A 21,541-nucleotide genomic window follows, 5' to 3' on the forward strand; every position below is an offset into this window, starting at 1 on the left:
AGGGACGCTCCGAAGAGCGTCACTGTTACGTTTAACTAATTTCAATCGATGACAACAAGTTCTGTTGAATCATGTCATCCAACACAGCGGGAAGGTCATCAGCATCACGTATCACTTGATAATTTGGAATGCCTCCGTACCTTGATTCGCAAATATTGATTGACGCAACATCAATCCCTTCGGCCTTACATTGTTCTACCTGACTTTCGACAGCATGTGTATCAGCTGGACACCCATCAGTAACAACAAGTAATTGCTTTCTGCTTGCCATATCGAGCTTTGTAAACTCTTGACGAGCAGCTAAGACAGCCTTATTTGTTTCAGTACCATCAGAAGATTCAGCACCGATTCGCGGATAGCATTGCATCAATGGTTCATTGAATGACTTTCCAACATAAGCCCTCGTGTTGAAATACAAGACTGATACTGGTACATCCAACTCTTCAAGTGCAGCTGCAACCGATAAGGCGGCTTTCTGGGCAATGTCCAATCGACAGAAGCCAGTTCGATCTCCAGACTCATTTGTAACAGGCACACCCATTGAGCCAGAAATATCAATCGCAATAACGAATGAAGATTTATGAGTCTCAACGATATCCTCTGTATAGAAGATTCGACTGTTACCAGCAGGTACACCCGCAAGTAAATCACAATCAAAATCACTACCAGATTCATCGTACATGATGGGTACAGACTCTTTAGCCCACATCTGCGATTCGATAATACGTTTAATCGCACGAGCACCAGAGTTGATACTGCTTTGGATTGGCACTGATAACATTCGCGCATTTAAATCTGGCGTGACGTTATAGTTACAAATGTCTTCATAGGATGCCGGATTCACTGAAGCATGTTTATTGATCGCTTGATCGATAAGCTCATGAAGATCGGCCAATGCTTCACCCAAGCGCTGAAAATCTTCATCACTGAGTGGGTTACGGGTTGAAGAGCCTTGAGAAGCGCCCTGACCATCTGAGTCATCATCTGAATCTGAACCGGAGCCCTGACCATCTGAACCATCATCTGAATCTGAACCGGAGCCCTTACCATCTGAATCATCGTCTGAATCTGAACCGGAGCCCTGACCATCTGAATCATCGTCTGCATCTGAACCGGAGCCCTGACTATCTGAATCTTCGTCTGCATCTGAACCGGAGCCCTGACCATCTGAATCATCGTCTGAATCTGAACCTGAGTCCTGACCATCTGAATTATCGTCTGAATCTGAACCGGAGCCCTGACCATCTGAATCATCGTCTGAATCTGAATTCTGATTAGCCGATTGTTGTTGCTGTGGTGGTTGCGGTTGCTCTTTAGAAAGACGCTTTAATAAAAGCATAACCTCGATGGTTTCATCTATAGCAGCCACTGTTGAAGGTAATTTACCCCAATTAATCATCCGCTTTTCAATTTCATCAAAAATTGGAGAGTTTGGAGTGCCTAATTTCATCAGTAGATGTCGAGCATCATCACCAAGTTTCTTTAGATGAGATTGCCCCTCAATTGCAATACCACGACCAGAATACAATAACCAAGCAAATAACAACCCAGCGGGGCCGTCACTTATTATTGGTTCCTGAAAATAACCCTCTTCGAGCAAGTCATAAGTCATTTTCTGAAATACCCAGTAGGCACCAGAAAACTCTTTCATACAAGCAGTCTCTACGCGACAATCTTCAATGATATTGTTGATTGATAAGAACGTGCTTGATTTACCCTTGAGGTGTTTCTCGAAGACTGAGAAGTCACTGAATCGTAAATGACCACCAGCTTCATGAGTAATTTTTGCTTCAACGAGTCGTGACCAAACTTCATCAGAGGGGTCACCAGCATTGATGTAAATCTCTCTGCCATTCGTGTAGCAAGTTCGACGGTCAAAATAGATATTTACGTCAAATCGTGCGTGAATATCTGTAATAACTCGCATTGTGTTTTGAACTTCTTGAATTGAAGCCATAAGGTGTTCCTCCAAAAAATAGGATAGAGCTCCCAAAGGGAGCTCATTAGGTTAGGTAGGTGGGGTTAGCCGAACCAGAAGCCGGTTGTTGACGTTTCGCCAGTGACTTCTTCATAGGTAGGAGTACTATTGCCGCTGTCAGTATCAGTAGAGACTACTGAGTCCTTAATCGCGTCAATAATTCTCGGTTCAGATTCATCTGCGACTTCCATCACCGGCACAATGCCATTTAAGATGGAGCCACGTTCTGTAAGGTTATGTACCAATTTAACCGCGTAGGTCATATCAGAGCCTTCGATGTTCCCAGTTTTGGGTAAGGTATCGAACGCTTCATCAAGTTCATCAACCAATCGGTCAAACACAGTGTGTTGGAATGACATTGAGTAAACGTAATCACGAATAGCTCTTATTGGCTTGAAAGTTCGCTGAATCATTGAACTTTTACCAATAATTTTTTCATAAACAACAACAGCTTGCTCCGCGACGTTATCCAAAATCCCTTCCACGATGTAATCAACAGCTTCCTGTTGGTCATCATTGAAATAAGGTTTGAAGGCCATCGGCGGCAACACGTTGAATTGAAAACGTCTAAAGAAATCATCTTTAGGAGTCTTCAATGACTCAATAATTTCAGCCATATCAGGGTTAGCTTTCTTGTGTTCTTCAACTATGGTGTCATAGCGATTATCACGGTCAGCGACTTCTGAATAAAACTCAGCCTGAATTGCCTTGAGTTCAACGAGTAGAGAGTCAAGTTCATCAACTGGAATCGCGGTAACGCGTCCATATCGGACACCTCGGGCTGCAATAGCGCGGCGTGCCTTAGTCTCCAAAGTGTTCTTAAACTGCAACTCAGAACGAGGAAACCACTCAATACGGGCTTTACGAGCAATCTTTGAATTCACTTCCTTTTCGTCTAAGAGAGTTTTAGCATTCGCTAACGTTTTCTCTCCATCACGGCCAGAAGTCGTTACATCGATAATCACAAGCCCATTTTCGAGTCGATTAGCAAATTCGCCATCTTGTTGAGCCACTTGGTCAAGTTGATTTTGAGCTACTGTATCGATATCGAGAGTTTGGGTATCGTTGATGTCTTTCATAATTCCTCCAAGGAATAAAAATTGGAGGGACTGATCCCGGTCAGGGAATCTAGTCCCTGAAGGGGTTCGGTAGGTTTGTTAAGGAGTAGCGAACCTAAGTTCGTTTTTGCTGAAACAATTAATCTGTGTAAACTGATATTGCTTCTTCATTTTCTCTTTAACTTTTTTGTCGATGTAGTTACGCGCTAGTAACTCAGACTGATGGGTTTTACGATAGAAGTTAAGCTTTTGGCCTTTGGCTCCGTAAACAACCAGTGTGTCGGCACCAATGCACGTATATCCCCACAGCTTATTACTTCCATTGTCATTGCAATGATACATTTTGAACTTGATTGTACTGATATCTAGACCGTCTAAATCCGATCTTGGCAAATCAGCATCATCACACTCTGAATCATTGCTTGTTACTTTTTTGATTGCTCTTTCAACCAGGTATACGGTTGATCGAGAATATGACCATTCTTATCTTTGAACACTTGATCAATAATCTTTTCGATATCAGCTTTGTCACGAGTGTCGCAGCCATTCCAAAATACATTATTAAACGAAGCACGCAGTGGAGCTCTATCACCATTAATTTGAATGTAGTAGCACCAAGACAAAACCACACGAGTTGAAAAAGCCGTTCCAATACCAGATTTGGTTGTTCGATCTCGATTAGGACCTAACATTGCATCACGCATAGCATTAGCAAACTGGATTAACTTCTTAAGTAACTTCTTGTGGTCGCGTAAGAACGGAAATTTACCAATTACCACTTTCTCTTCTACTTCCGTGCGTAAATACGGAAAAGGCACAACGAATGAACGATTTCGAAAAGCCGTATCCCAACGTCGAGACGATGGATACAAGCCAGAAATGTCCCCTTCTCCAGAAGTATTACCTAACGTTACAAAACGATAGTTCTGGTGTGGATAGATGATTTCTCCTGTGTCTTCAATAGACCAAGGTTTCGTCATCTCAGAAGGAAGGTGAAGTTTGGCAATAAAATCTAAAGACCCTTTATCACATTCATCAAGCAAAACACATTTTCCGTGTTTCATAGCGTCAGCGATAGGTCCATAAACATATTCCGTTTGACCGTTTGACAACACCCAGCGGCCTTGCATCTTCTCAGGGCGTAATGTCGGGTTAACAGACACCAGCACAGTGGGCCAATTAAGGCGAGCACAAAGCCAAAGCATGAAATCAGTTTTACCAGACCCCGTAGGACCAACCATATGCATGAAGTTAGGTCGTTGAGGTGAGCAAAACCAAGATATAACTTGGGAAAGTTGTTTTTCATCTGGAATATAACCTGCGATTTCGCGAGGTACATCTGGATGACGGTGTTTAGGGATCTGAATAACTGCCGTTACTGCAGCTGGGACAAACGGTTTGAACACGTCGGCCATACGAACAGTAATCATCTCTGAGTAATCAATTTCTTCAACAGTAGAAGTTGGTTGGTTATTCGTGTCTACAGTAGTCACAGGGTTAGCATTAGACATAGTTAATTCCTCCAGGAATGAAGTGTGGGGTTAAATTAATATGGGTAGTTAATTAAGGGGTTAAGCTGTCTTGAGAAAGAAAGCTTTATTAGCATCTTCAAGTAGCATTTCTGCTTTATGAAGAAGTTTGGGGTTATTCAGTACCTGAGCCTTTCGAAGAAGGCGCAGAGCGCGCCTTTTTCGTGCTGCAGATACATTTTTCTGGTGAGAAAAATTCATATCCGCGTACCTCGAATTATTGCTGATTATAAGCACGCTGACGGAAACTTCCGTTGCCTGCTTGTGGGCGGAATTGACGCTGTGTAGAGTCAGGTTGTTGTGCATTATTGGCATTCTGCTGTGGTGCATTATACGCTGGACCATTCTGTGGAGCGTTATTGTACGCAGGAGCATTTTGCTGCGGTGCGTTGTTATACGCAGGAGCATTTTGCTGTGGTGCGTTGTTGTACGCAGAACCATTGTTTTGTGGGGCTTGATTCGCAGCTTTTAAGCTTTGAAGTTCGAACTTCTTAACCATACCAAGAACACGACTAACGCGGAATTCATGTCCAGTGACATTATTGCCGTTTTTGTCGGTGTAATCGTTAGTAGAGAGTTCAGTTTCGACCATTAAAGAATCACCTTTGTCTAAACCTTGTTTGAAGTTCTGATCAAAAGTTTTTTGTGAAATTGACAAGCGAGCCCAGTGGGTTTCATCTTGCCAATTTTGTTGCTCATCTTTAAATGAACGAGTTAATGCAATTGAAACATTGTACCAAGTACTGCCATTTGCATTTTTCTGTTCAATCGAACCAACATTGCCGCCAAGCGTAAAGTTACACAATGAAGGTAGTCCAAATTGATTAACAGAATTGCCATCAATTTCGCCTAACACATTATGAAGTTCATAATAAGTATGCGTAAGTTCGCTGTTATTGTTACCAGTGAATTTACACGTCTTAAGAGATACTTTACACACATAACCAACACCGACTGGAAACTCTAATTGCCCATGGGCAAAAAGTTGAATCTGGTTAGTACGTGACTGCATTTGGTTTTGACCGTCTACCCAAGAGGTAACTTGATCGGCCCAGATGGTCGTGTTGCCATTCTCAATTTGAGAACCAGTAACTACGAATGCGATAAGGCCATTGTTTGAACGGAAAGGTTTCATAATTAATTCCTCATTAATAAAATAACGTGGAACTATAGATAGAGTAATCCCCTAGTGGGATATCTATAGCCCACTTTAGGGTCAGGTTTATGACTTAAAAAAGTCACTGGGGACATAGAATAAATCTATGGGAGAATTGCTATTAGCTCTCCAACTAAGGGAGAAAAATATCACTTTAAAAAAGTGAAAAAATTTCTCGGGTAAATCACCTATAGTAAACCCCAAGAACGGGAGACTTTTGTAAATTAAGCGCAGCTTTTTTAGTGTTTAACTTTTCCTTGAGTTAAGAAGCGTTCAAAAACTCATTTTTTAGCTGTTGTAGTTTTTCTGCCTGAGCTGCCGAATCTGGCTCTTCATTTCGCTGTTGTACGGCCAACTCAATTCGATCTGGAACCGCCTCTCTCAAAAATGACAACTGCTCTTTGAAGAAACACAGTCGCAAGTACTTCTCAGCTCTTGTTATGCCCACATACAACAAGCGACGCTCTTCCTCCCAATGCTTTTCGCCTAAACCATCTTTATCTGGTTGCGGAATTCTTTCATCTTGACAGCTCAATATCGCGACTTTCGGAAACTCTAGTCCTTTAGAGCCATGCAACGTAGCGATCACTACCTCATCTGTGCCAATCTTTTCAGCCTTTTTAGCGTTTATTTTGGTTATCCGGTCATGGAACTGATCTGCGGCCTTAGCCAAACTGCCAAGTGACGCAGCTGTTTTGGTTAGGATGTCAGCCATTGCGCCAAGAGCCGCAGGAGAGTTCATATTTCGTTGCGCCATCACCATTGAAATGATCTTTCGTTGATACTCGGCGTTGACCGTTTTGCTTGGCTCTTTTGGGACACCTTCATGCATGAACATTTCAAAAATTGATTGGGTGTGGATTAGCAATGATTGGCTTTGGGTTAAGGTGGTTACCGTCCCAATAAAGTCGATTCCATTTGATTTAGCACTTTTCGCCATATCAATCATCACCTCATCTTCATGCATGTAAGCCAAGAAATCTTGTAGATACCGACTGTTACGGTGTGTGAGCATCCACATCAACTTGATATAACAAATCACATCGGCTGACTCAAAGAAGCTCTTACCGCCGAGGCGCTTAACTTTCACTTTATGTTTGGACAACTCCAGCTCAACTGTATCGATTTCTTTATTGGTTCTAGCCAGTACCGCCCACCCGCCTTGATCGGCAAGGATACCTTCAACAACACTTTCAACTTGATGGTCTTCATCCTTAAAGCCATGACAATCGACAATACCGCCCTCCTCTACGTATGACCTTAATTCTTTTGGAATTCGTTCTACATTGTGTTGAATCAGGTTGTTGGCCACATTCAGTATTGCTGGTGGACATCGATAACAAATTTTTAAGCTGTAGGCTTTAGCGTTTAGATCAGCTTGCATGTTACGGAAGTTATCGACCCCTCTTGCATTTCGAAAGGCATAGATTGATTGGTCATCGTCTCCAACAACCATGATGCAACAACCTCGTTTAGCGTGCTCGTAAAGAAACATATATTGGAGATCGTCGGAATCTTGAAACTCATCAGCACATATGTGAGTAACGCCTAAAGTTTCTGACAGTGGTCGAATTGTTCCATCTCGCAGACCATGGATAACGTCGCGAGATATCTGATTTAGGTCGACTTTGCCCTCTTTTCGCATGATGCTTTCATAAGCTGCAAAAAGTTTCAGTTTGATAGATGAGAATTCTGAGCGAGGTATAGTTAAATACTGTCCGATCGTACTTATCGTTTTCTCTGCTTCCTCATAACTCATCGCCACATGACAAGCACGCATCGCTCGCTCAATATAGATGTTTAAGTGTCCACCCATAACAATCGTTTTATATGAGTTCGTCTGACGCCAAAGCTGCACAGCCATAGAATGAAAAGTACTTGGAAATACACGAAGAGTCTGACTTCTTGGCATTGTCGACTTAAGCCTACGTTTTAAGTTGGTTGCCGCTGCATCTGTGAACGTCAGCATGGCAATTGCGTGTAGCTCGGAATCGGTAAGCACCCGTTCAGCATAACGCACTGACACTTCAGTTTTACCTGAACCGGGCAATGCAACAACCATGATATGGCCTTCCGCATTAACGCAAAGATGTTGATCTTGATTTAACATATACGTGACTCGTACTGCTTCATGGATTTGAATATGTACATCAGAGTAGGAGATTATTTAGCTACAAAGTTCAATTAACGAAGGAAATTCACTTTGTTACATCGTTTCGACTTCCGTCACTAATTTTGAAAATAATCCGAAGCTTCCCCCCATTTCCCCCCGTTTTCATTGGCTGGTTTTGTGTATTTTTCGGCTCATGATGTATAAATGTAAGTAGATTTAATAAATACTCATACAGTTTCACTTGGCTAAGGAAGACAGAATTATGGACCTATTCAAAACAGCATCAGTCATTACCGCCGCTTTACTCATGAATGCATGTGCGTCCAATAGTGCAAAATACGAAGTACCGGAAATTGGCACATCAAGTATCGCGCTCCAAGTTACCCGTTCAGCAGGTAGTGGAACGATCATCGAAGACCAAACCTTACCTAAAGGTGCGATTTCAGATGTGGGGATCGGTGGCTATGTCGGCTCTACATTATTAGGGCTACCATTAGGCTCTATGGCAACGGGTTTCGGATTGGCCATCCTAGCGGATCAAAAGTACGGTTGGGATCGAAGAAACCTAGTTATGTACTTGGATGCTGATACTTATAGTGGCTTAGACGAGTATGAAATGTGTAAGGTTGTCATGTCTAAAATGGATGAGGTAATGGTTCCTTCATTCGACACACTTCAATCCTTTACCAAAAAACCATTGTCGCCAGATTCGAAGTTTTACGATGAAAGATACAATGGTGGTGAAAGCCTTTGTGTTGAAGGGTATCCACTTGATTCAAACGTGGACTCCCACGCAGCGATATATTTCAGAGGAGTGGACACTGCCTTCTTAGGGACGAGAGTCGGTGTACGGTCTATTTCGGAACCTTTCAGTACAGACGTGTTCGATGCTGACCTTAAAAAGCAGATCCCAGATACAAATGTCATCGCGGTCAGATTTACTTATTACAGTAGCCTGATAGCACACATGCAATACAGCGACGCTGAAACAACAGGCTTTGTAAATGCCAATGGTTTATCAACCAGCCCTTCTATTAAGCTCCCGACCGCTACTTTTATGAGTTTACCGATGAAGGAATATATCGCTGATTCTCAGTACATTCCTAACATCAATGCAGTGCGTAACAATGACACGGTGTACTATTTCGTTAAGCCGGTTGATGGACAGCAATTCAGTCAAAGTTTGTCAGAATATCACTCGACGGTCACTGAGATTCTTGAGCGAGCTAAAGACAAAAACTCGCATACGAAAGTTTCTACGCAGTAAGGAGGCCGAATATGGAACAGTTCATGACAGTGGTTTTCAAGTTTCAAGAGGGGGCGTCCCTACCCAAAAAGTTGACACAAGCGTTCTGCGCGGATTCGAAGTATGAAGATGTCGAAATAACCGCTATCTCGTGCGACGACGAGATCAGTCGTGTTGAGCAATTAGAGTCAGACGGCTAAATACTCTATCGGAATTAAAAGGGGTCAGGAGACAGTGATGTTTGATCGGTTTTGCCCTTAAAACTGGTAGAACTGGCTATTTTTGAAGCTAAAGTTTGATCGTTTTTCAGAGATTTACCATTCTCAAAGAGCCAAAAAAGTACAATAAAGATTAATCGCTTTTAAGCTCATTAATTAGATGGTACGCCCCACACCTAAACTACACTCAGCTTAGTCGCTGAACTTCGGGAGGTGCCATTATGTCAGCTATCAAAACAATCGGTATCGATCTTGGTAAATCTACCTTTCACTTGGTAGGTCACGACCATTCTGGTCAAGAGCTTTATCGACATAAGTTTTCTCGGACAAAACTAATTCAATTTATCTCCGCACATGAACCTGTAACTATAGCAATGGAAGCTTGTTGTGGCGCAAACTGGCTAGCTAGGCGCTGCCAGGAGTTTGGTCATGAGGTTAAGCTCATTCCGCCTCAATACGTTAAGCCATATGTTAAAAGCCACAAGAATGACTTCATTGACGCTGACGCTATAGCCGAAGCTGCGACTAGACCTAAAATGAGGTTTGTAACGCCTAAATCTGAGCAAGCGCAATTAGGAAGTGTGATTCGTCGAATTAGAACTGGCTACATTAGGGAAAGGACAGCTGTGATGAACCGAATATCTTCAATTCTTGTCGAGTTCGGTTTCAGTTTCCCTCGTGGTCATGCAAATATGAAACGGCTTTTTCAGTGGCTTGCTGACACTAGGCAATCAGTTCCTCCACTACTTGTTTTTGAGTTGCGAGAACAATTAGATCATTACAATCACCTCAATGAGAAGATTAAAGAACAAGACAAGAAGATTGAAACGCTCAATCATGACAATGAGCTGTTTACTTTGCTGCAATCAATTCCTGGTATCGGTCCTATGACTTCGGCCTGTTGTCTGTCTGCAGTATCCAATCCAAAAGATTTTTCTAACGGTCGTAACTTTGCTGCTTGGATAGGGTTGGTTCCATTCCAATATTCAACAGGTGGAAAATCGAGGCTTCTTGGTATTTCGAAGCGGGGCAACAAAGAGCTTCGCGAACTGTTTGTTCACGCAGCTAGATCAGTACTGTGGCGAGATGCAACTGCGGAGAAATATTTTGGTACATGGTTACTAGACTTGAAGCGTCGTAAGCCTTTCAATGTAGCTTTGGTAGCATTGGCAAATAAGCTAGCCAGAATCGCTTGGTCAGTTATGGCAACTCATAAGACTTTCGAAGTCAGAACATAAATCAAGTTTGCATATGAAAATGAAAGATGACAAAACGGTTAGACCACCAGATTGAAAACCTGTTGTCCAGAACAGCAACTAGAGTGCTTTCACATTTTTGAGGACAATCTGGCGCGGATCTCATCGTGGAGCTGAGGCTAAGGAAAAAAAGTCTCAATTAGACTCCGAATACATTAGCGCAAACCAGCTCCGTTATTTTGAGTTTTTACTTGCAAAACGAGGCGTAACATACATTTTGTCGGATAGGCGACACCTGTTACCAGATGCCGCCCTCCTAAGAACCGTACGTGCAACTTTCACTGCATACGGCTCAAGCCTCCACTAAGGCGTTATTGTTACCCAGCAACTCACAAAGCAGTGGCGACAGGATCAAACCATGAGTTACGACCTGTATTTTTCACCTTACGTTCATTGAGAAAACCTTCCCAAAAAGGATCGAACGGAGTCGCTTGACTCATGATTTTTACATGTCGCTTGATTGGCACTTGACCGATTTGAAACAGTCGGATCACGCCATACAGTCCATCCTTTTTAAACCAGCCATGGAAAATCCATTGCCCTTGATAGTTTAGAAAGTACTTGTGTGCGATCCATTTACGTCCCTTGTTTGGGTGACGCCTGACTGACCATCGCCATAACGCTAGAAACATCTGATGACCAACATAGCCGAAGGTTTGTTTAGCAACACAGTGGCGATAGTAGTTCGCCCATCCTCGTAGCTTTGGATTCATCATCTTAATGAGATCGGCTACTGGGATTGTTGCGTGTTTTCTAATGAGGTCACGCATGTTTCGTAAGAATGATAATACGTTGGATTTGCTCGGTTTAATGAGCAGTTTCCCTTTGTACTTTCTGGCGTTGAAGCCAAGAAAGTCAAAACCATCATTGATATGAGTAACGTGCGTTTTCTCTTCAGAAAGCGCTAAACCTCTTTCTTGTAAGAAAGCCATCAGTTGCGGCTTAATGTCATTCACTAGGACTTCCTTTGAAGACCCCGTGATAACAAAGTCGTCAGCATAACCTATAAAGTTTACTCTGCTGCCTGTCTTGCGAGCGATAGATTTAATTAACTTTTCTAGTCCGACAAGAGTGAGCAACATCAGGGTGGGTGAAATTATCCCGCCTTGTGGTGTTCCCTCTGCCGTTTTGTAGAATAGCCCTTTGTCTATATAGCCACATTCCAGCCATTGCTTGAGCATCCTTTTGTCTGTCGGGACATTATCAAGTAGCCACTGGTGACCTATCTTGTCGAAACAAGCTTTGATATCCCCCTCAAGAACCCATTGTGCTGCTCCCTTTTTGCACAGGCATTTGAAGCACTGCTGTATTGCATCGGCTGCGCTTCGGTTAGGTCTAAAGCCATAGCTGTTAGGGTCGGCAATTGTTTCCGATATAGGTTCTAGTGCTAGAAGATGTAACGCTTGTTGCGCTCGGTCTATCATACACGGGATACCTAATGGTCTAAGTTTGCCGTTTTTCTTCGGGATATAGATTCTTCTGAGCGGTTTAGCTCGATAGCCTTTTCTGCTTAGTAAGCTGACTGCCGCCATTCGACGTGCATCGGTGTTCCAGATGTCGCCGTCAATTCCTGACGTTTTACTGCCTTTGTTTTGTGATACTCGACGAACAGCGAGAAGTTTTGCTGCTTTCGAGTGAGTCAGTATCCACTGTAGTGCTTTCGCCTTACCGTGTTTACCTTCTCGGATTGCTTTTGCAATGCGCATCTGGAGCCTTAACACATGGAGCTCAACCGCTTTCCAGTCGATGGATTGCCATTGGGCGCTGCCAGAAGGGGCACTCACTTCATGAGAAGAGATCATCTGCGTTCCTTCTTAAATAAAGTTTTCCAAATCATCTTGCAATGGGAGACCAGTTGGAAGTGGGCACACTTTCGTGTCAGACATCCGTCTGTATCTGCATCATTACAATGCAGCATTCGCTTTTTCCAACCTCCTTTACCAGCACCGCTATCGGCTCTCTTCACAGACAGCTTTCCCGAAGGAACGATACTGGCTTACCGTGTTCCGCATGTCGCGCAATATCAGGGTAGATGCCCACTATAGTGCGAGGAGCCTATCGATCACGAAAGAGTATTGTCCAACCTCTTTCCTACTCCCATCGCCGTTTGGCCACAGCGTATTAACCACTTCCGCTGCTTCAAATATGACGCACCTTACATGGATTCACTTTCGTTCATCATACTGATTCCCTAGCACTCACCCAATTCGTGGTTATCAGGAGGAGCATTCCCTCACGGTTCTGCTCCCGTTTGGCACAGTGCCAAACTTCGTTACATTGTCAGGCTCGCTGCTTTATTCAGAGCCTTAGGGTCGTCTGGTGATACAAACGGTTCACTCTTATCGCGGTGAACAGCGCTTCATGCGACTTCACGTCGCACGGACAAAACCTTGCCAGCTAAATTACTAAATTAGAATGCAACGTATTAATTGAAGTATGGAAAAGTAACGCCTTGCTAAGCTGCCGAAAACCGTGACATACAATTTTGCAAAGCGAAAATGCCACGCGCTTGAGGTTAGATTAAGCAGTTTGTTGAATATTATTCAAAGATAACCGCATCACCATACGCAATAACATATGTCAGATTCGCAGTTGTCGGTAAGTACCTTTGATAAGTCCCTGTCGTTATTTTTACGTTGATAACACCTTCAGCTCCATGATCAATTGCTGCTTGTAATAACTTTGTAAAGATATCTTCAATACAATCAGGTAAACCCGCCCTAATATCTTCTACTGAATATTCAACCAAACCAATAGAATTTTTTATCTTTTTTCCGGGGATATAGTTCAATGTGGATACGCCTGGAACACAGGCAGAGCTTCCATTTTTCATAACACTTCTTTCCATAACGCCTCGCTAACGGGCGCAAAATTAGTTGTTAGCCATTTTTCCGATGAAGTGAAAAATGTTGAGACCATTCTAACCCATTACGAGATTTTTGAGATTTTTCCCAGAACTTGTCGCAATATACGCGATAAAACTCATCGACTAACTCTTTAACCAAAGGCAATAGACATTCGACTTCATCGACAACTTTGGAATAAAGCTTATCACGAGCTTTTTCGTACTCAAGAACAAAATCATAATCATTTATCTTTACGTGCCCCTCACACCAAGCCATATTCTTGAACATGCTATCGTCTTCTGTGAACAAGTTAATATGACCTTTATGAGCGCGAGCATTCCTGGCAACACGGAAGCTTTCACCCGAATTATCTATAACTTTTAATAATTCTACGATCTTGGGATGCTCAACTTTGAGCTCACGCTTTAAGCTTTTTAGATTGAGTTTGTGATCAGGTATATCTCTTTCCAAAGTTTCGATAACAAAATGAAATGCAATATCTCGAATGCTGGCAAACCTTAACAACGCCAAATCAGTTATAGATTTAAGCCAGTCATACCTATTAATTGCTTGCACTGATGAAGGTAAAGGAAGTTGTTCTACACCTAGCATCTGAGGAATAACACGTAGGTCTACAAACTGTTGTTCTAGAGATTCAAAGCGTCCATTTATCAGTAATGCGTAGGCCATATGAGGATCGTTTTTCACAAAGTCTTCATAACTTTCGTAGCCATAATGACCTAAGAAATACATACCCATTGAGTCGTATAAAGCCCCTTTAAAGATGGAGTCTTCTAGTCCCCACCAGTGATACTCTGTGTTCAAAATAACCTCTTAACTAAGAATTGGCTAACGCCGCGTTCCACCGCACGAGCGCAGCGAGATCCGGTGCAATGCTTTGTTATGCCTTTATATGATGCGTACATTTTGAAACTGGGCTGATTGTAAATATGGTATTGGGTTTAACCAAGCACCTTGAATATTGTCACAAGCTTCCTGTAACGCCAAAAATAACATAAGGAGATTCCCGTTAGGTGAATCGGCAACGATATGGGCTCCTGGATAAGGAGTTTGCGGGTTGTTCAATGAAAGAGGTGAGTTATCTAGTTTAATGAAGCCCTTATTTAGCAAAATTACGCCATCTAATGCCGTACCAGCGACTTTAGTTCTATTCTGCTGAGTTAAGACTGGCATCGGGATATTGTTTTGGTTATGCGAATTTACGATCCAGCCGTGTACGGTGCTCATTTGAGCAGGCCCTGCGTAGGCAACAACATAATTTATGACCTTTGGCGGCACCCAGCCTGTACTAAAACTTTTATTTATATTTGGAACAAGTGCTTTTGCATTGTTCGCAGCTTTAACAGATTGATCAATTCCAGCCTGATCAAGCAGGGATTTAACTTCAATCGTTGCCACAACCGATTCAATTAGAAACCCACTTACTCCACCACCAAAATCTAGCTTTGGATAATTTTTCTTATAGATAACAATGTCGTATTGGTTCCGTTGGGCTCTAGGGGACGAATTACTATCAATTATTTCCCCTGTACCAATCGCAACGTTTGAGCTGAGGTGGCCTTCTAAAAATTCCTTTATGAAAGCTTCTCTTGGAGTGCCTTTGTGTAGCGAGTGTCCGGCATTTGCAGGAATTTGAGAAATATGAATAAGAGAATTCTCAACTGCATCCATATGTGACTTTAACATTCATACTCCTTTTAAGGTATAACGCTTTATCGACGAATTTTTTCCGTAATTATATGCAACCAATAGTAACGCTGATAATACTCACGTTCAATCTCATGCCCATATTGCCTAGCGACTAGGATGTGAACGTCAGGAATTACCGAAAGTCTCCACATGACACCGGCGCCTCGGAAAAATACGATTTTCAACCCACATAGGCTCAAAATAAGCTCAGTCTGATCCTCTTTCATCGGATTAGATTTGATAGGGAAAACGTACGCCTCTAAAACAGTTAGCGCTTTTAGTTTAACGCATAATGGGGCATTTTTGAGTTGGAAAATGCCACGGGTAAAAATTCATCCGGTGAAGGTTTTGGACAAAAAACATTTTCGCAAAGCCATATATTAGCAAGTCATGAATAACTACAGGTATGGAAAGTCGCTCAACTTAGCGTTCATTATTGATGGTGTGGGTTAATTGTGATGTAGTGAATGATATAGCCCACGACATATAGGTGAGTTGAAATCAAGCTAGCCCCACCTCAGCGTGTAAACCTGTCGTTTAGATAAACTAGATCTAACTAAAACTAATTGCTTAATGGTAAAGTGGTTCACTCTTGTAATGAGGTGGAATCCCATGAAATTAAAGGCAATTTCTGTTAAAAACTTTCGCTTATTGAAAAACGTTACGTTATCTCTAGAGTCAGACTCTACGATTGTGGTTGGTAGGAACAACAGCGGTAAAACGTCACTAACCGAATTCTTGAGAGTTCTACTAGGCTCTAAAGGTGACTTCAGATTTGAAGACTTTTCTTTAAGTTGTTTGGATGGGTTTATTGAAGCCCATAGACTATTTGTAGGGGGAAATGAGCTTGGGGAAATAAGGGCTGTCCTCCCACAAATCTCAGCTACATTGACGATTTCGTACAAAGAAGATGAAGAGTTGGGTGCTTTAGGAGACTTTGTTATCGATTTAGATCCTAACTGCAATGAGGCTCAAGTTAACATCCTCTTTAGTTTGAAAGCTGGCAAGATAGAAGAGCTGTTTGCTGAGTCTCCAATTGAAGAAGACGCTGATCAGCAAAGTGTTATTGCCTCAATAAAAGAAAAAGTACCAACCTTATATGATTTGGTTATTGAGGCTCAAGATCCTTCGGATGAAAGCAACAAAAAAACCATGTCTTTTAGTGGTTTAGAGTCAATAATAAGGCTGGATTTTATTGACGCTCAGAGAGTCTTAGATAGTGGGGAAAAACCTATACTAGGCAAGGTTCTTGAAGAGTTATTTCAATCGGCCAACAGACATGAGATAGGATCAGAACGTAAAAATCTAGCAGATGTTCTCTCTAAAGCGACTAAAAATGTCGAGGACGACATCAACCTTCAATTTAATGGAAACCTCAATGCTCTCGCCCCAATATTTGATAAGTTTAACTATCCCGGTTTAGTCGATCCGCACCTACAAACTGAAACGAGTCTTGATGTAAACAAGCTACTCAGCAACCACACGACAATCTCCTACAAAGGTTATAACGGAATAAATCTACCAGAGAGCTTTAACGGTTTAGGGAGCAGAAACCTTCTATTTATGCTGTTAAAGCTTTACGAGTTCTACCAAGCATTGAGTGTAATGCAACCACAACCATGCGTGCACCTCATCGTTATCGAAGAGCCTGAAGCGCATCTGCATCCGCAAATGCAAAGTGTGTTTATTCGACAGCTAATAGAGATTCGTATGGTCTTCGATGATGATAACTTGTGCGACAGCCAGTATCTGGTCACCACACATTCGTCGCACTTAGCTAACGAAGGCGGGTTCTCTTCAATCAGGTATTTCTTAACTAAAGGACAAAGTCAAAACGCTTGCTCACGCTACACTGAAGTAAAAAATCTAAAAGAACTCTATCAAGGTGCCACGTTGAGTGAGCCTGATAAGAAAAAAAACAAAGAGTTTCTTCATAAATACCTGACACAAACAAAAAGCGATTTATTTTTTGCAGATCAAGCAATACTTATTGAAGGTACAACTGAACGTTTGCTCCTTCCAGAAATGATCCAAAAAGTGGATGAAAATAGTAACGGCGCGTATGCCCTTGGTCGTAGCTACGTCACTACAATGGAAGTTGGAGGTGCATACGCACAAATATTCTTCCCATTACTACATTTTTTAGAGCTGCCAACACTAATTATTACCGACATTGATGCTACAAACAAACCTGAAGGTTCGACGAGAAGAAAGAAATGCCGTGTATCTGAGAGTAACGGAACCAGCAATAGTTGCATTAAAGCTTGGTTTGATAGCAATGTGACTCCTTCACAATTGATTGCACTGGATGAAAAGTACAAGGTTCATAATAAACTGCGAATAGCCTACCAAATTCCCAATGCTACCGGTGATGCAAGTGCTCGTAGTTTTGAAGATGCATTTATTCTAACAAACAGCACTTTGTTTAGCGGAATGCCAAATGTTGGTGAAGAAAATCGAGAGCTAAAAGCTTGGGATATTGCGCAAGAGCAGGACAAGACTGACTTTGCGATAAAGTATAGTGTTGAAATCACCGACTGGGAGACCCCTCTTTATATTAAAGAAGGGTTAGAGTGGTTGGCTAGAGATTTCTGTACACCACCTTACCCGTTGAGTGAGTCACCAGTCCAGGAAATAGACACTGAGTCAGGTGTCGCTGAAACTAACGTCGTTGAGGTGGAGGTTCACTGAAATGCCAAACGTAATTGAAAGTGCAGAAGTAGCTGCTGAAGAAGCACTGCGCCAAATGTATAGCTGCATTAGAAACAAAAGGCACTTTAAGCTAGAGGCTGGAGCTGGGGCTGGTAAGACTTTCTCTCTTGTCAAAGGGCTTCAACTGATTATTGATGAAAGAGGACCGCAATTAGCTAAACGTTCCCAAAAGGTGGCTTGTATCACCTACACCAATGTGGCGACTGAGGAAATCAACACCCGAACTGATAGTAACCCCATTGTTTTTGCTTCCACTATTCATGGTTTTTGCTGGTCATTGATACAAAGCCATCAACCATTCTTGTGGGACTCTCTTCCAACAATACATAGCAAATGGGAAGAGATGATAAATGAGATCGAAGATGGTAAGAAACGGGAGGTTTTTTACTCAACAGGCAGACGCAGGTTAACTGATACAGAAGCTCATCTTAGTCATGATGACATCCTTCCTTTAATGGTTTTGCTGCTTAGCAAGGAGAAGTTTCGACGCAACTTAGTTGCTAGATATCCAATAATATTTATAGATGAATATCAAGACACACATAAAGAGTTCACCGAAGCTCTCATAGAATATTTTGTCGCTCCTGAGGATGGACCGACCACACCTCTACTAGGTTTTTTTGGAGATAGCTGGCAAAAGATATATAGAACAGGTGCTGGCTCACTAGCTCACCAAAATTTAACAGAAATTGCAAAAGGTGCAAACTTCCGTTCCGCCTCTAAAATAGTAGAAGTTCTCAACAACATGAGACCTGAACTACCTCAGATTGCTAGAGAAGGCGCTGATTTGGGGAATGTTTCTATATATCACACCAATAGTTGGCAAGGTGATAGACAATCTGGTGGTCATTGGAAAGGGGATTTGTTTTCACGTGACAGTCATGATGCCTTAGTTTTGGCAAAGCGTAGGTTAACAGAAGCTGGTTGGGACTTTTCGTCAGAAACTTCTAGAATTCTCATGCTTACGCATAAGGTGATGGCAGCTGAGCAAGGCTATGAAGCGTTAGTTAATGCTTTTTCCAATAATGATTCGCTCTTCAACCTAGAAAATGCTCATGTCAGCTATATGGTAAACACGCTGCTGCCTGCCTTAGAAAGCTTTGAAGAAAATCTATATGGGAAAATGTTTTTAGCTCTTGGGACAAATTCTCCCAAAATAAAGAAAGCTTCCGATAAGGCTGTATGGAAAGCTAACTTTGACGCATTGTCTAAACTGAAAGAAGAGGGTTCTGTCGGGGACGTGATGGCTCTCCTCAGGGCCATGTCTCCTTCTATTTTGCCCGACAATATATCCTTTATTGAGGACAAGTTGGATACAACTGAAAGTGACGAGATATCAGAAAGTAGGTCTTTAACTGAGCTAAAAAAACTCAGAGATGTGCCTTTCAAAGAGCTAATTACTTTTGAGAAGTTCATTAAGAATCACACACCATTTTCGACTAAACACGGAGTGAAAGGTGCTGAGTTTGATAATGTTCTAGTTGTTTTGGGCAGAGGGTGGAATTTATATAATTGGGATCAATTGTTTACATGGTTGAATACAACTTGCCCAGAAAACAAAATAGATGCATTGGAGAGAAGTCGAAACCTTTTTTATGTAGCGTGCTCCAGACCTAAGAATAACTTGACAGTGCTTATTACACAACATCTATCGGAGGAATCATTGGATCAACTAAATCAATGGTTTGGGGATGAAACAGTGAAATCACTATACTAAGCGCTTCTTACATAACCTTGAGAGTCAATTGCGTATTGGCTCTCTTAATAAGGCTCTTAGAGAAATAGTAAGAACTGTCATATTTAGAAACAGCCTAGCCTCGCTAATGTGAAGCACTGAATGAATTAGGAGCAGAATCGAGCTAGGAAGGCTCTTTGACAAAAGCGCCACATGTAAAGCTTCAGATCTATAGCAGGTCAAGCCTTGTTCAATACTTGGGATTTAACGTGGCTACGCAACGCTTAATCCTTATTTATTAACTTGCCGACTGCCATCACACACTGCCTTTTCTTTCGTTTACAGAACGAGATATTTTTGTTTGAATCCGTGTGGGGTAATTTTGCCCTTTTATTAAATAAACCAATGAGGTTTACCTAATGATTATTAACAAGATTTGGCTCTTCGTGAGCTACCTAGTTTTCGGTTCTACAACACCTAAGGAGGAATATGGCCGTATATTCAAACAAACATGAACTTTTAGACTTAGCTTGCCAGCTAACTGAAACTGAATACAACAAAGAAACACCCGACATCATATTTAACATAACTCCAGCGACTTCAGAACACATCTTGGACACTGACAAATGGCCAAATGTTAGTCACTTAAAGAATGGTTATGGAAACATGGATTGGGGTAGGATTTATAAACGCCAGGCGTGTAAATCAAAGCGTTTCCTGTGTGCTATTCACACAAAGCATGACTCAGCTTTAATTGGATTATTTTCAGGCCGCGTAAGCCCTGATAATCACGATGGAAGTAAGGTTTCAATAGATTACATAGAACGTAATGCAACTTACCCATTAGGTAAAGGGCATGTTATGGCAATTGCCGTAAAGCTCGCTTACATTCTGGCAGATGCCTTAGAGTACTGTAAAGTAAGAGTTAACAACCCAGCAAAAGGGCTAATTGATAAGTATAAAGAAGAGATGCCTAATGCCACGCTTATACAAGCAAGCAAGTATCACTCGTACCTTGAAGCCCCTGTAAGTACTAATTTTCCGTAATGAAAATTAAAGCCTGAAGTTGTTAGACAAGATATATTAAAGGGAGGCATAAACAGTTACTTCTGAGATGCGGCTAAAGTCGCGCTCAGAAGGATTGTTAGCTTTATTTGGAGATCTGTAGTCACCCGCCTTTTGAGCCTCAAGCATTGCCTTAAGTCTTTCAATAGCGTTTGATTCTTGTTTAGAAAACGTGTCATTTTTCATAGAAAATCCAAATATAGTAATTACGTGTAAAATTTAACCATTGAGATGGGTGAAAGTCAATTTCTTTCTTGTCAAACGTAAGTATAAGCTAGTTAATGCTTTATCGAAGGATTTTTAGTAATTATATGCAACCAATAGCAATTGTAATTATACTCAAGCTCAATCTAATGCCCGTATTGCCTAACATCTAGGATATGATCTTCAGAAATTGCCGAAAGATTCGGTATAACTTCGGCGGCTTCAGTGCAATACAATTTTCAACCTACATATGCCCAAAATAAGGTCGACATTGAATCCCTCTCATCGGATTAAATTTGATAGGGCAAACGCAAGCCCCAATAATGTGTAGAGTATTAAACCTAACCGATTTTGGGGCGTGCGACATGAGGTCGTATGCAGCGCTGTCCATCGCGTTAAGAATGGACCATCTGTATCACCAGATGAACCTAGGAGCCTGAATTAAGTAGCGGCTCTGACAATGTAACGAAGACAAGAAACTATCTTGTCGGGAGCTAAATCGTGAGAGAAGGCTCCTCCTGATAACCACATAAATCGGGTGAGTGCTAGGCAGGTAGTATGGTGAACAAACGTGAATCCGCACAAGATGCGTTATATTAGGAAGCAGCGGAAGTGGTTTTTACGCTGTCGCCAAAAGGCACTAAGAGTAGGAAAGAGATTGCCCCATGCTCTTTCGTGATCGACACGCTCTTCGCATCATAGCGGGCACCTAACCTACCACTGCGTTGTATACGGAACATGGTAAGCCTGTATCACTCCCTTTGGGAAAGCCGAA

19 protein-coding genes are annotated in these 21,541 nt (G+C 42.0%); 6 read left to right on the top strand and 13 right to left on the bottom strand.

The annotated features are described in order from the left end of the window. Nucleotides 1–31 precede the first annotated feature (31 nt). The 7 genes from ACTRWI_RS15495 to ACTRWI_RS15525 form a co-directional block, all read right to left on the bottom strand. A complete protein-coding gene (locus tag ACTRWI_RS15495) occupies nt 32–1,957 on the bottom strand; it encodes a hypothetical protein (RefSeq protein ID WP_499132625.1) in 1,926 nt (641 codons plus the stop codon). Between the two features lie 65 nt (nt 1,958–2,022). Then, complete coding sequence (locus tag ACTRWI_RS15500; protein WP_081230317.1) at nt 2,023–3,057, bottom strand: DUF3150 domain-containing protein; 1,035 nt, start codon at nt 3,055–3,057, stop codon at nt 2,023–2,025. A 78-nt stretch (nt 3,058–3,135) separates the two neighbouring features. Beyond that, nucleotides 3,136–3,429: a hypothetical protein gene (locus tag ACTRWI_RS15505; RefSeq protein WP_499132627.1), complete on the bottom strand. Its 294-nt coding sequence runs from the start codon at nt 3,427–3,429 to the stop codon at nt 3,136–3,138. A 32-nt stretch (nt 3,430–3,461) separates the two neighbouring features. Then, entirely contained in the window at nt 3,462–4,547 is a 1,086-nt protein-coding gene (locus ACTRWI_RS15510) for an AAA family ATPase (RefSeq protein WP_081230315.1), read from the bottom strand. 60 nt (nt 4,548–4,607) lie between these two features. After that, entirely contained in the window at nt 4,608–4,766 is a 159-nt protein-coding gene (locus ACTRWI_RS15515) for a hypothetical protein (protein WP_154723760.1), read from the bottom strand. Nucleotides 4,767–4,782: 16 nt separating this feature from the next. Beyond that, nucleotides 4,783–5,700 (bottom strand): single-stranded DNA-binding protein, encoded by a 918-nt coding sequence (locus ACTRWI_RS15520; protein WP_499132630.1) that lies wholly within the window; start codon nt 5,698–5,700, stop codon nt 4,783–4,785. 283 nt (nt 5,701–5,983) lie between these two features. Beyond that, on the bottom strand, nt 5,984–7,831 hold the full coding sequence (locus ACTRWI_RS15525; RefSeq protein ID WP_499132631.1) for an ATP-dependent helicase: 1,848 nt from the start codon (nt 7,829–7,831) through the stop codon (nt 5,984–5,986). Between the two features lie 265 nt (nt 7,832–8,096). Here ACTRWI_RS15525 and ACTRWI_RS15530 point away from each other — a divergent pair, with 265 nt between their 5' ends. From ACTRWI_RS15530 to ACTRWI_RS15540, 3 genes are all read left to right on the top strand, one after another. Next, nucleotides 8,097–9,101 (top strand): hypothetical protein, encoded by a 1,005-nt coding sequence (locus ACTRWI_RS15530; protein ID WP_499132633.1) that lies wholly within the window; start codon nt 8,097–8,099, stop codon nt 9,099–9,101. Nucleotides 9,102–9,112: 11 nt separating this feature from the next. After that, nucleotides 9,113–9,280: a hypothetical protein gene (locus ACTRWI_RS15535; protein ID WP_154723762.1), complete on the top strand. Its 168-nt coding sequence runs from the start codon at nt 9,113–9,115 to the stop codon at nt 9,278–9,280. Between the two features lie 239 nt (nt 9,281–9,519). Continuing rightward, nucleotides 9,520–10,536, top strand: a complete 1,017-nt coding sequence (locus tag ACTRWI_RS15540) for an IS110 family RNA-guided transposase (RefSeq protein WP_499132635.1) — start codon at nt 9,520–9,522, stop codon at nt 10,534–10,536. A gap of 347 nt (nt 10,537–10,883) precedes the next feature. Here the strand turns inward: ACTRWI_RS15540 and ltrA are convergent, their stop codons facing one another. From ltrA to ACTRWI_RS15560, 4 genes are all read right to left on the bottom strand, one after another. After that, entirely contained in the window at nt 10,884–12,356 is a 1,473-nt protein-coding gene (gene ltrA, locus ACTRWI_RS15545) for a group II intron reverse transcriptase/maturase (RefSeq protein ID WP_499132637.1), read from the bottom strand. A gap of 737 nt (nt 12,357–13,093) precedes the next feature. After that, entirely contained in the window at nt 13,094–13,402 is a 309-nt protein-coding gene (locus tag ACTRWI_RS15550) for a hypothetical protein (RefSeq protein ID WP_372280037.1), read from the bottom strand. Between the two features lie 31 nt (nt 13,403–13,433). Beyond that, a complete protein-coding gene (locus tag ACTRWI_RS15555) occupies nt 13,434–14,225 on the bottom strand; it encodes a Cthe_2314 family HEPN domain-containing protein (RefSeq protein ID WP_499132639.1) in 792 nt (263 codons plus the stop codon). A gap of 84 nt (nt 14,226–14,309) precedes the next feature. After that, nucleotides 14,310–15,107: a DUF6602 domain-containing protein gene (locus ACTRWI_RS15560; RefSeq protein ID WP_372280039.1), complete on the bottom strand. Its 798-nt coding sequence runs from the start codon at nt 15,105–15,107 to the stop codon at nt 14,310–14,312. A 615-nt stretch (nt 15,108–15,722) separates the two neighbouring features. On the opposite strand from ACTRWI_RS15560, the gene ACTRWI_RS15565 reads away from it, so the two are divergent. The 3 genes from ACTRWI_RS15565 (at nt 15,723) to ACTRWI_RS15575 (ending at nt 20,544) form a co-directional block, all read left to right on the top strand. After that, a complete protein-coding gene (locus ACTRWI_RS15565; RefSeq protein ID WP_499132640.1) occupies nt 15,723–17,801 on the top strand; it encodes an AAA family ATPase in 2,079 nt (692 codons plus the stop codon). A gap of 1 nt (nt 17,802) precedes the next feature. Then, nucleotides 17,803–19,539 (top strand): UvrD-helicase domain-containing protein, encoded by a 1,737-nt coding sequence (locus ACTRWI_RS15570; RefSeq protein ID WP_499132642.1) that lies wholly within the window; start codon nt 17,803–17,805, stop codon nt 19,537–19,539. A gap of 447 nt (nt 19,540–19,986) precedes the next feature. Then, nucleotides 19,987–20,544: a hypothetical protein gene (locus tag ACTRWI_RS15575; RefSeq protein WP_499132644.1), complete on the top strand. Its 558-nt coding sequence runs from the start codon at nt 19,987–19,989 to the stop codon at nt 20,542–20,544. Nucleotides 20,545–20,580: 36 nt separating this feature from the next. Here the strand turns inward: ACTRWI_RS15575 and ACTRWI_RS15580 are convergent, their stop codons facing one another. Then, a complete protein-coding gene (locus ACTRWI_RS15580; protein WP_499132645.1) occupies nt 20,581–20,748 on the bottom strand; it encodes a hypothetical protein in 168 nt (55 codons plus the stop codon). A 614-nt stretch (nt 20,749–21,362) separates the two neighbouring features. After that, the gene (locus ACTRWI_RS15585; RefSeq protein ID WP_499132647.1) at nt 21,363–21,506 is read right to left on the bottom strand and encodes a hypothetical protein; all 144 of its coding nucleotides are present in this window, start codon (nt 21,504–21,506) and stop codon (nt 21,363–21,365) included. Nucleotides 21,507–21,541 lie beyond the last annotated feature (35 nt).

It is taken from the genome of Pseudoalteromonas sp. G5_S1_14_S5 (assembly GCF_054968605.1).

Bases quoted from the DNA above. Each gene is read 5' to 3' on its own strand.
- ACTRWI_RS15495 (WP_499132625.1), bottom strand. From the start codon at position 1,957: ATGGCTTCAATTCAAGAAGTTCAAAACACAATGCGAGTTATTACAGAT.
- ACTRWI_RS15500 (WP_081230317.1), bottom strand. From the start codon at position 3,057: ATGAAAGACATCAACGATACCCAAACTCTCGATATCGATACAGTAGCT.
- ACTRWI_RS15510 (WP_081230315.1), bottom strand. From the start codon at position 4,547: ATGTCTAATGCTAACCCTGTGACTACTGTAGACACGAATAACCAACCA.
- ACTRWI_RS15515 (WP_154723760.1), bottom strand. From the start codon at position 4,766: ATGAATTTTTCTCACCAGAAAAATGTATCTGCAGCACGAAAAAGGCGC.
- ACTRWI_RS15520 (WP_499132630.1), bottom strand. From the start codon at position 5,700: ATGAAACCTTTCCGTTCAAACAATGGCCTTATCGCATTCGTAGTTACT.
- ACTRWI_RS15525 (WP_499132631.1), bottom strand. From the start codon at position 7,831: ATGTTAAATCAAGATCAACATCTTTGCGTTAATGCGGAAGGCCATATC.
- ACTRWI_RS15530 (WP_499132633.1), top strand. From the start codon at position 8,097: ATGGACCTATTCAAAACAGCATCAGTCATTACCGCCGCTTTACTCATG.
- ACTRWI_RS15535 (WP_154723762.1), top strand. From the start codon at position 9,113: ATGGAACAGTTCATGACAGTGGTTTTCAAGTTTCAAGAGGGGGCGTCC.
- ACTRWI_RS15540 (WP_499132635.1), top strand. From the start codon at position 9,520: ATGTCAGCTATCAAAACAATCGGTATCGATCTTGGTAAATCTACCTTT.
- ltrA (WP_499132637.1), bottom strand. From the start codon at position 12,356: ATGATCTCTTCTCATGAAGTGAGTGCCCCTTCTGGCAGCGCCCAATGG.
- ACTRWI_RS15550 (WP_372280037.1), bottom strand. From the start codon at position 13,402: ATGGAAAGAAGTGTTATGAAAAATGGAAGCTCTGCCTGTGTTCCAGGC.
- ACTRWI_RS15560 (WP_372280039.1), bottom strand. From the start codon at position 15,107: ATGTTAAAGTCACATATGGATGCAGTTGAGAATTCTCTTATTCATATT.
- ACTRWI_RS15565 (WP_499132640.1), top strand. From the start codon at position 15,723: ATGAAATTAAAGGCAATTTCTGTTAAAAACTTTCGCTTATTGAAAAAC.
- ACTRWI_RS15570 (WP_499132642.1), top strand. From the start codon at position 17,803: ATGCCAAACGTAATTGAAAGTGCAGAAGTAGCTGCTGAAGAAGCACTG.
- ACTRWI_RS15575 (WP_499132644.1), top strand. From the start codon at position 19,987: ATGGCCGTATATTCAAACAAACATGAACTTTTAGACTTAGCTTGCCAG.
- ACTRWI_RS15580 (WP_499132645.1), bottom strand. From the start codon at position 20,748: ATGAAAAATGACACGTTTTCTAAACAAGAATCAAACGCTATTGAAAGA.
- ACTRWI_RS15585 (WP_499132647.1), bottom strand. From the start codon at position 21,506: ATGTTCCGTATACAACGCAGTGGTAGGTTAGGTGCCCGCTATGATGCG.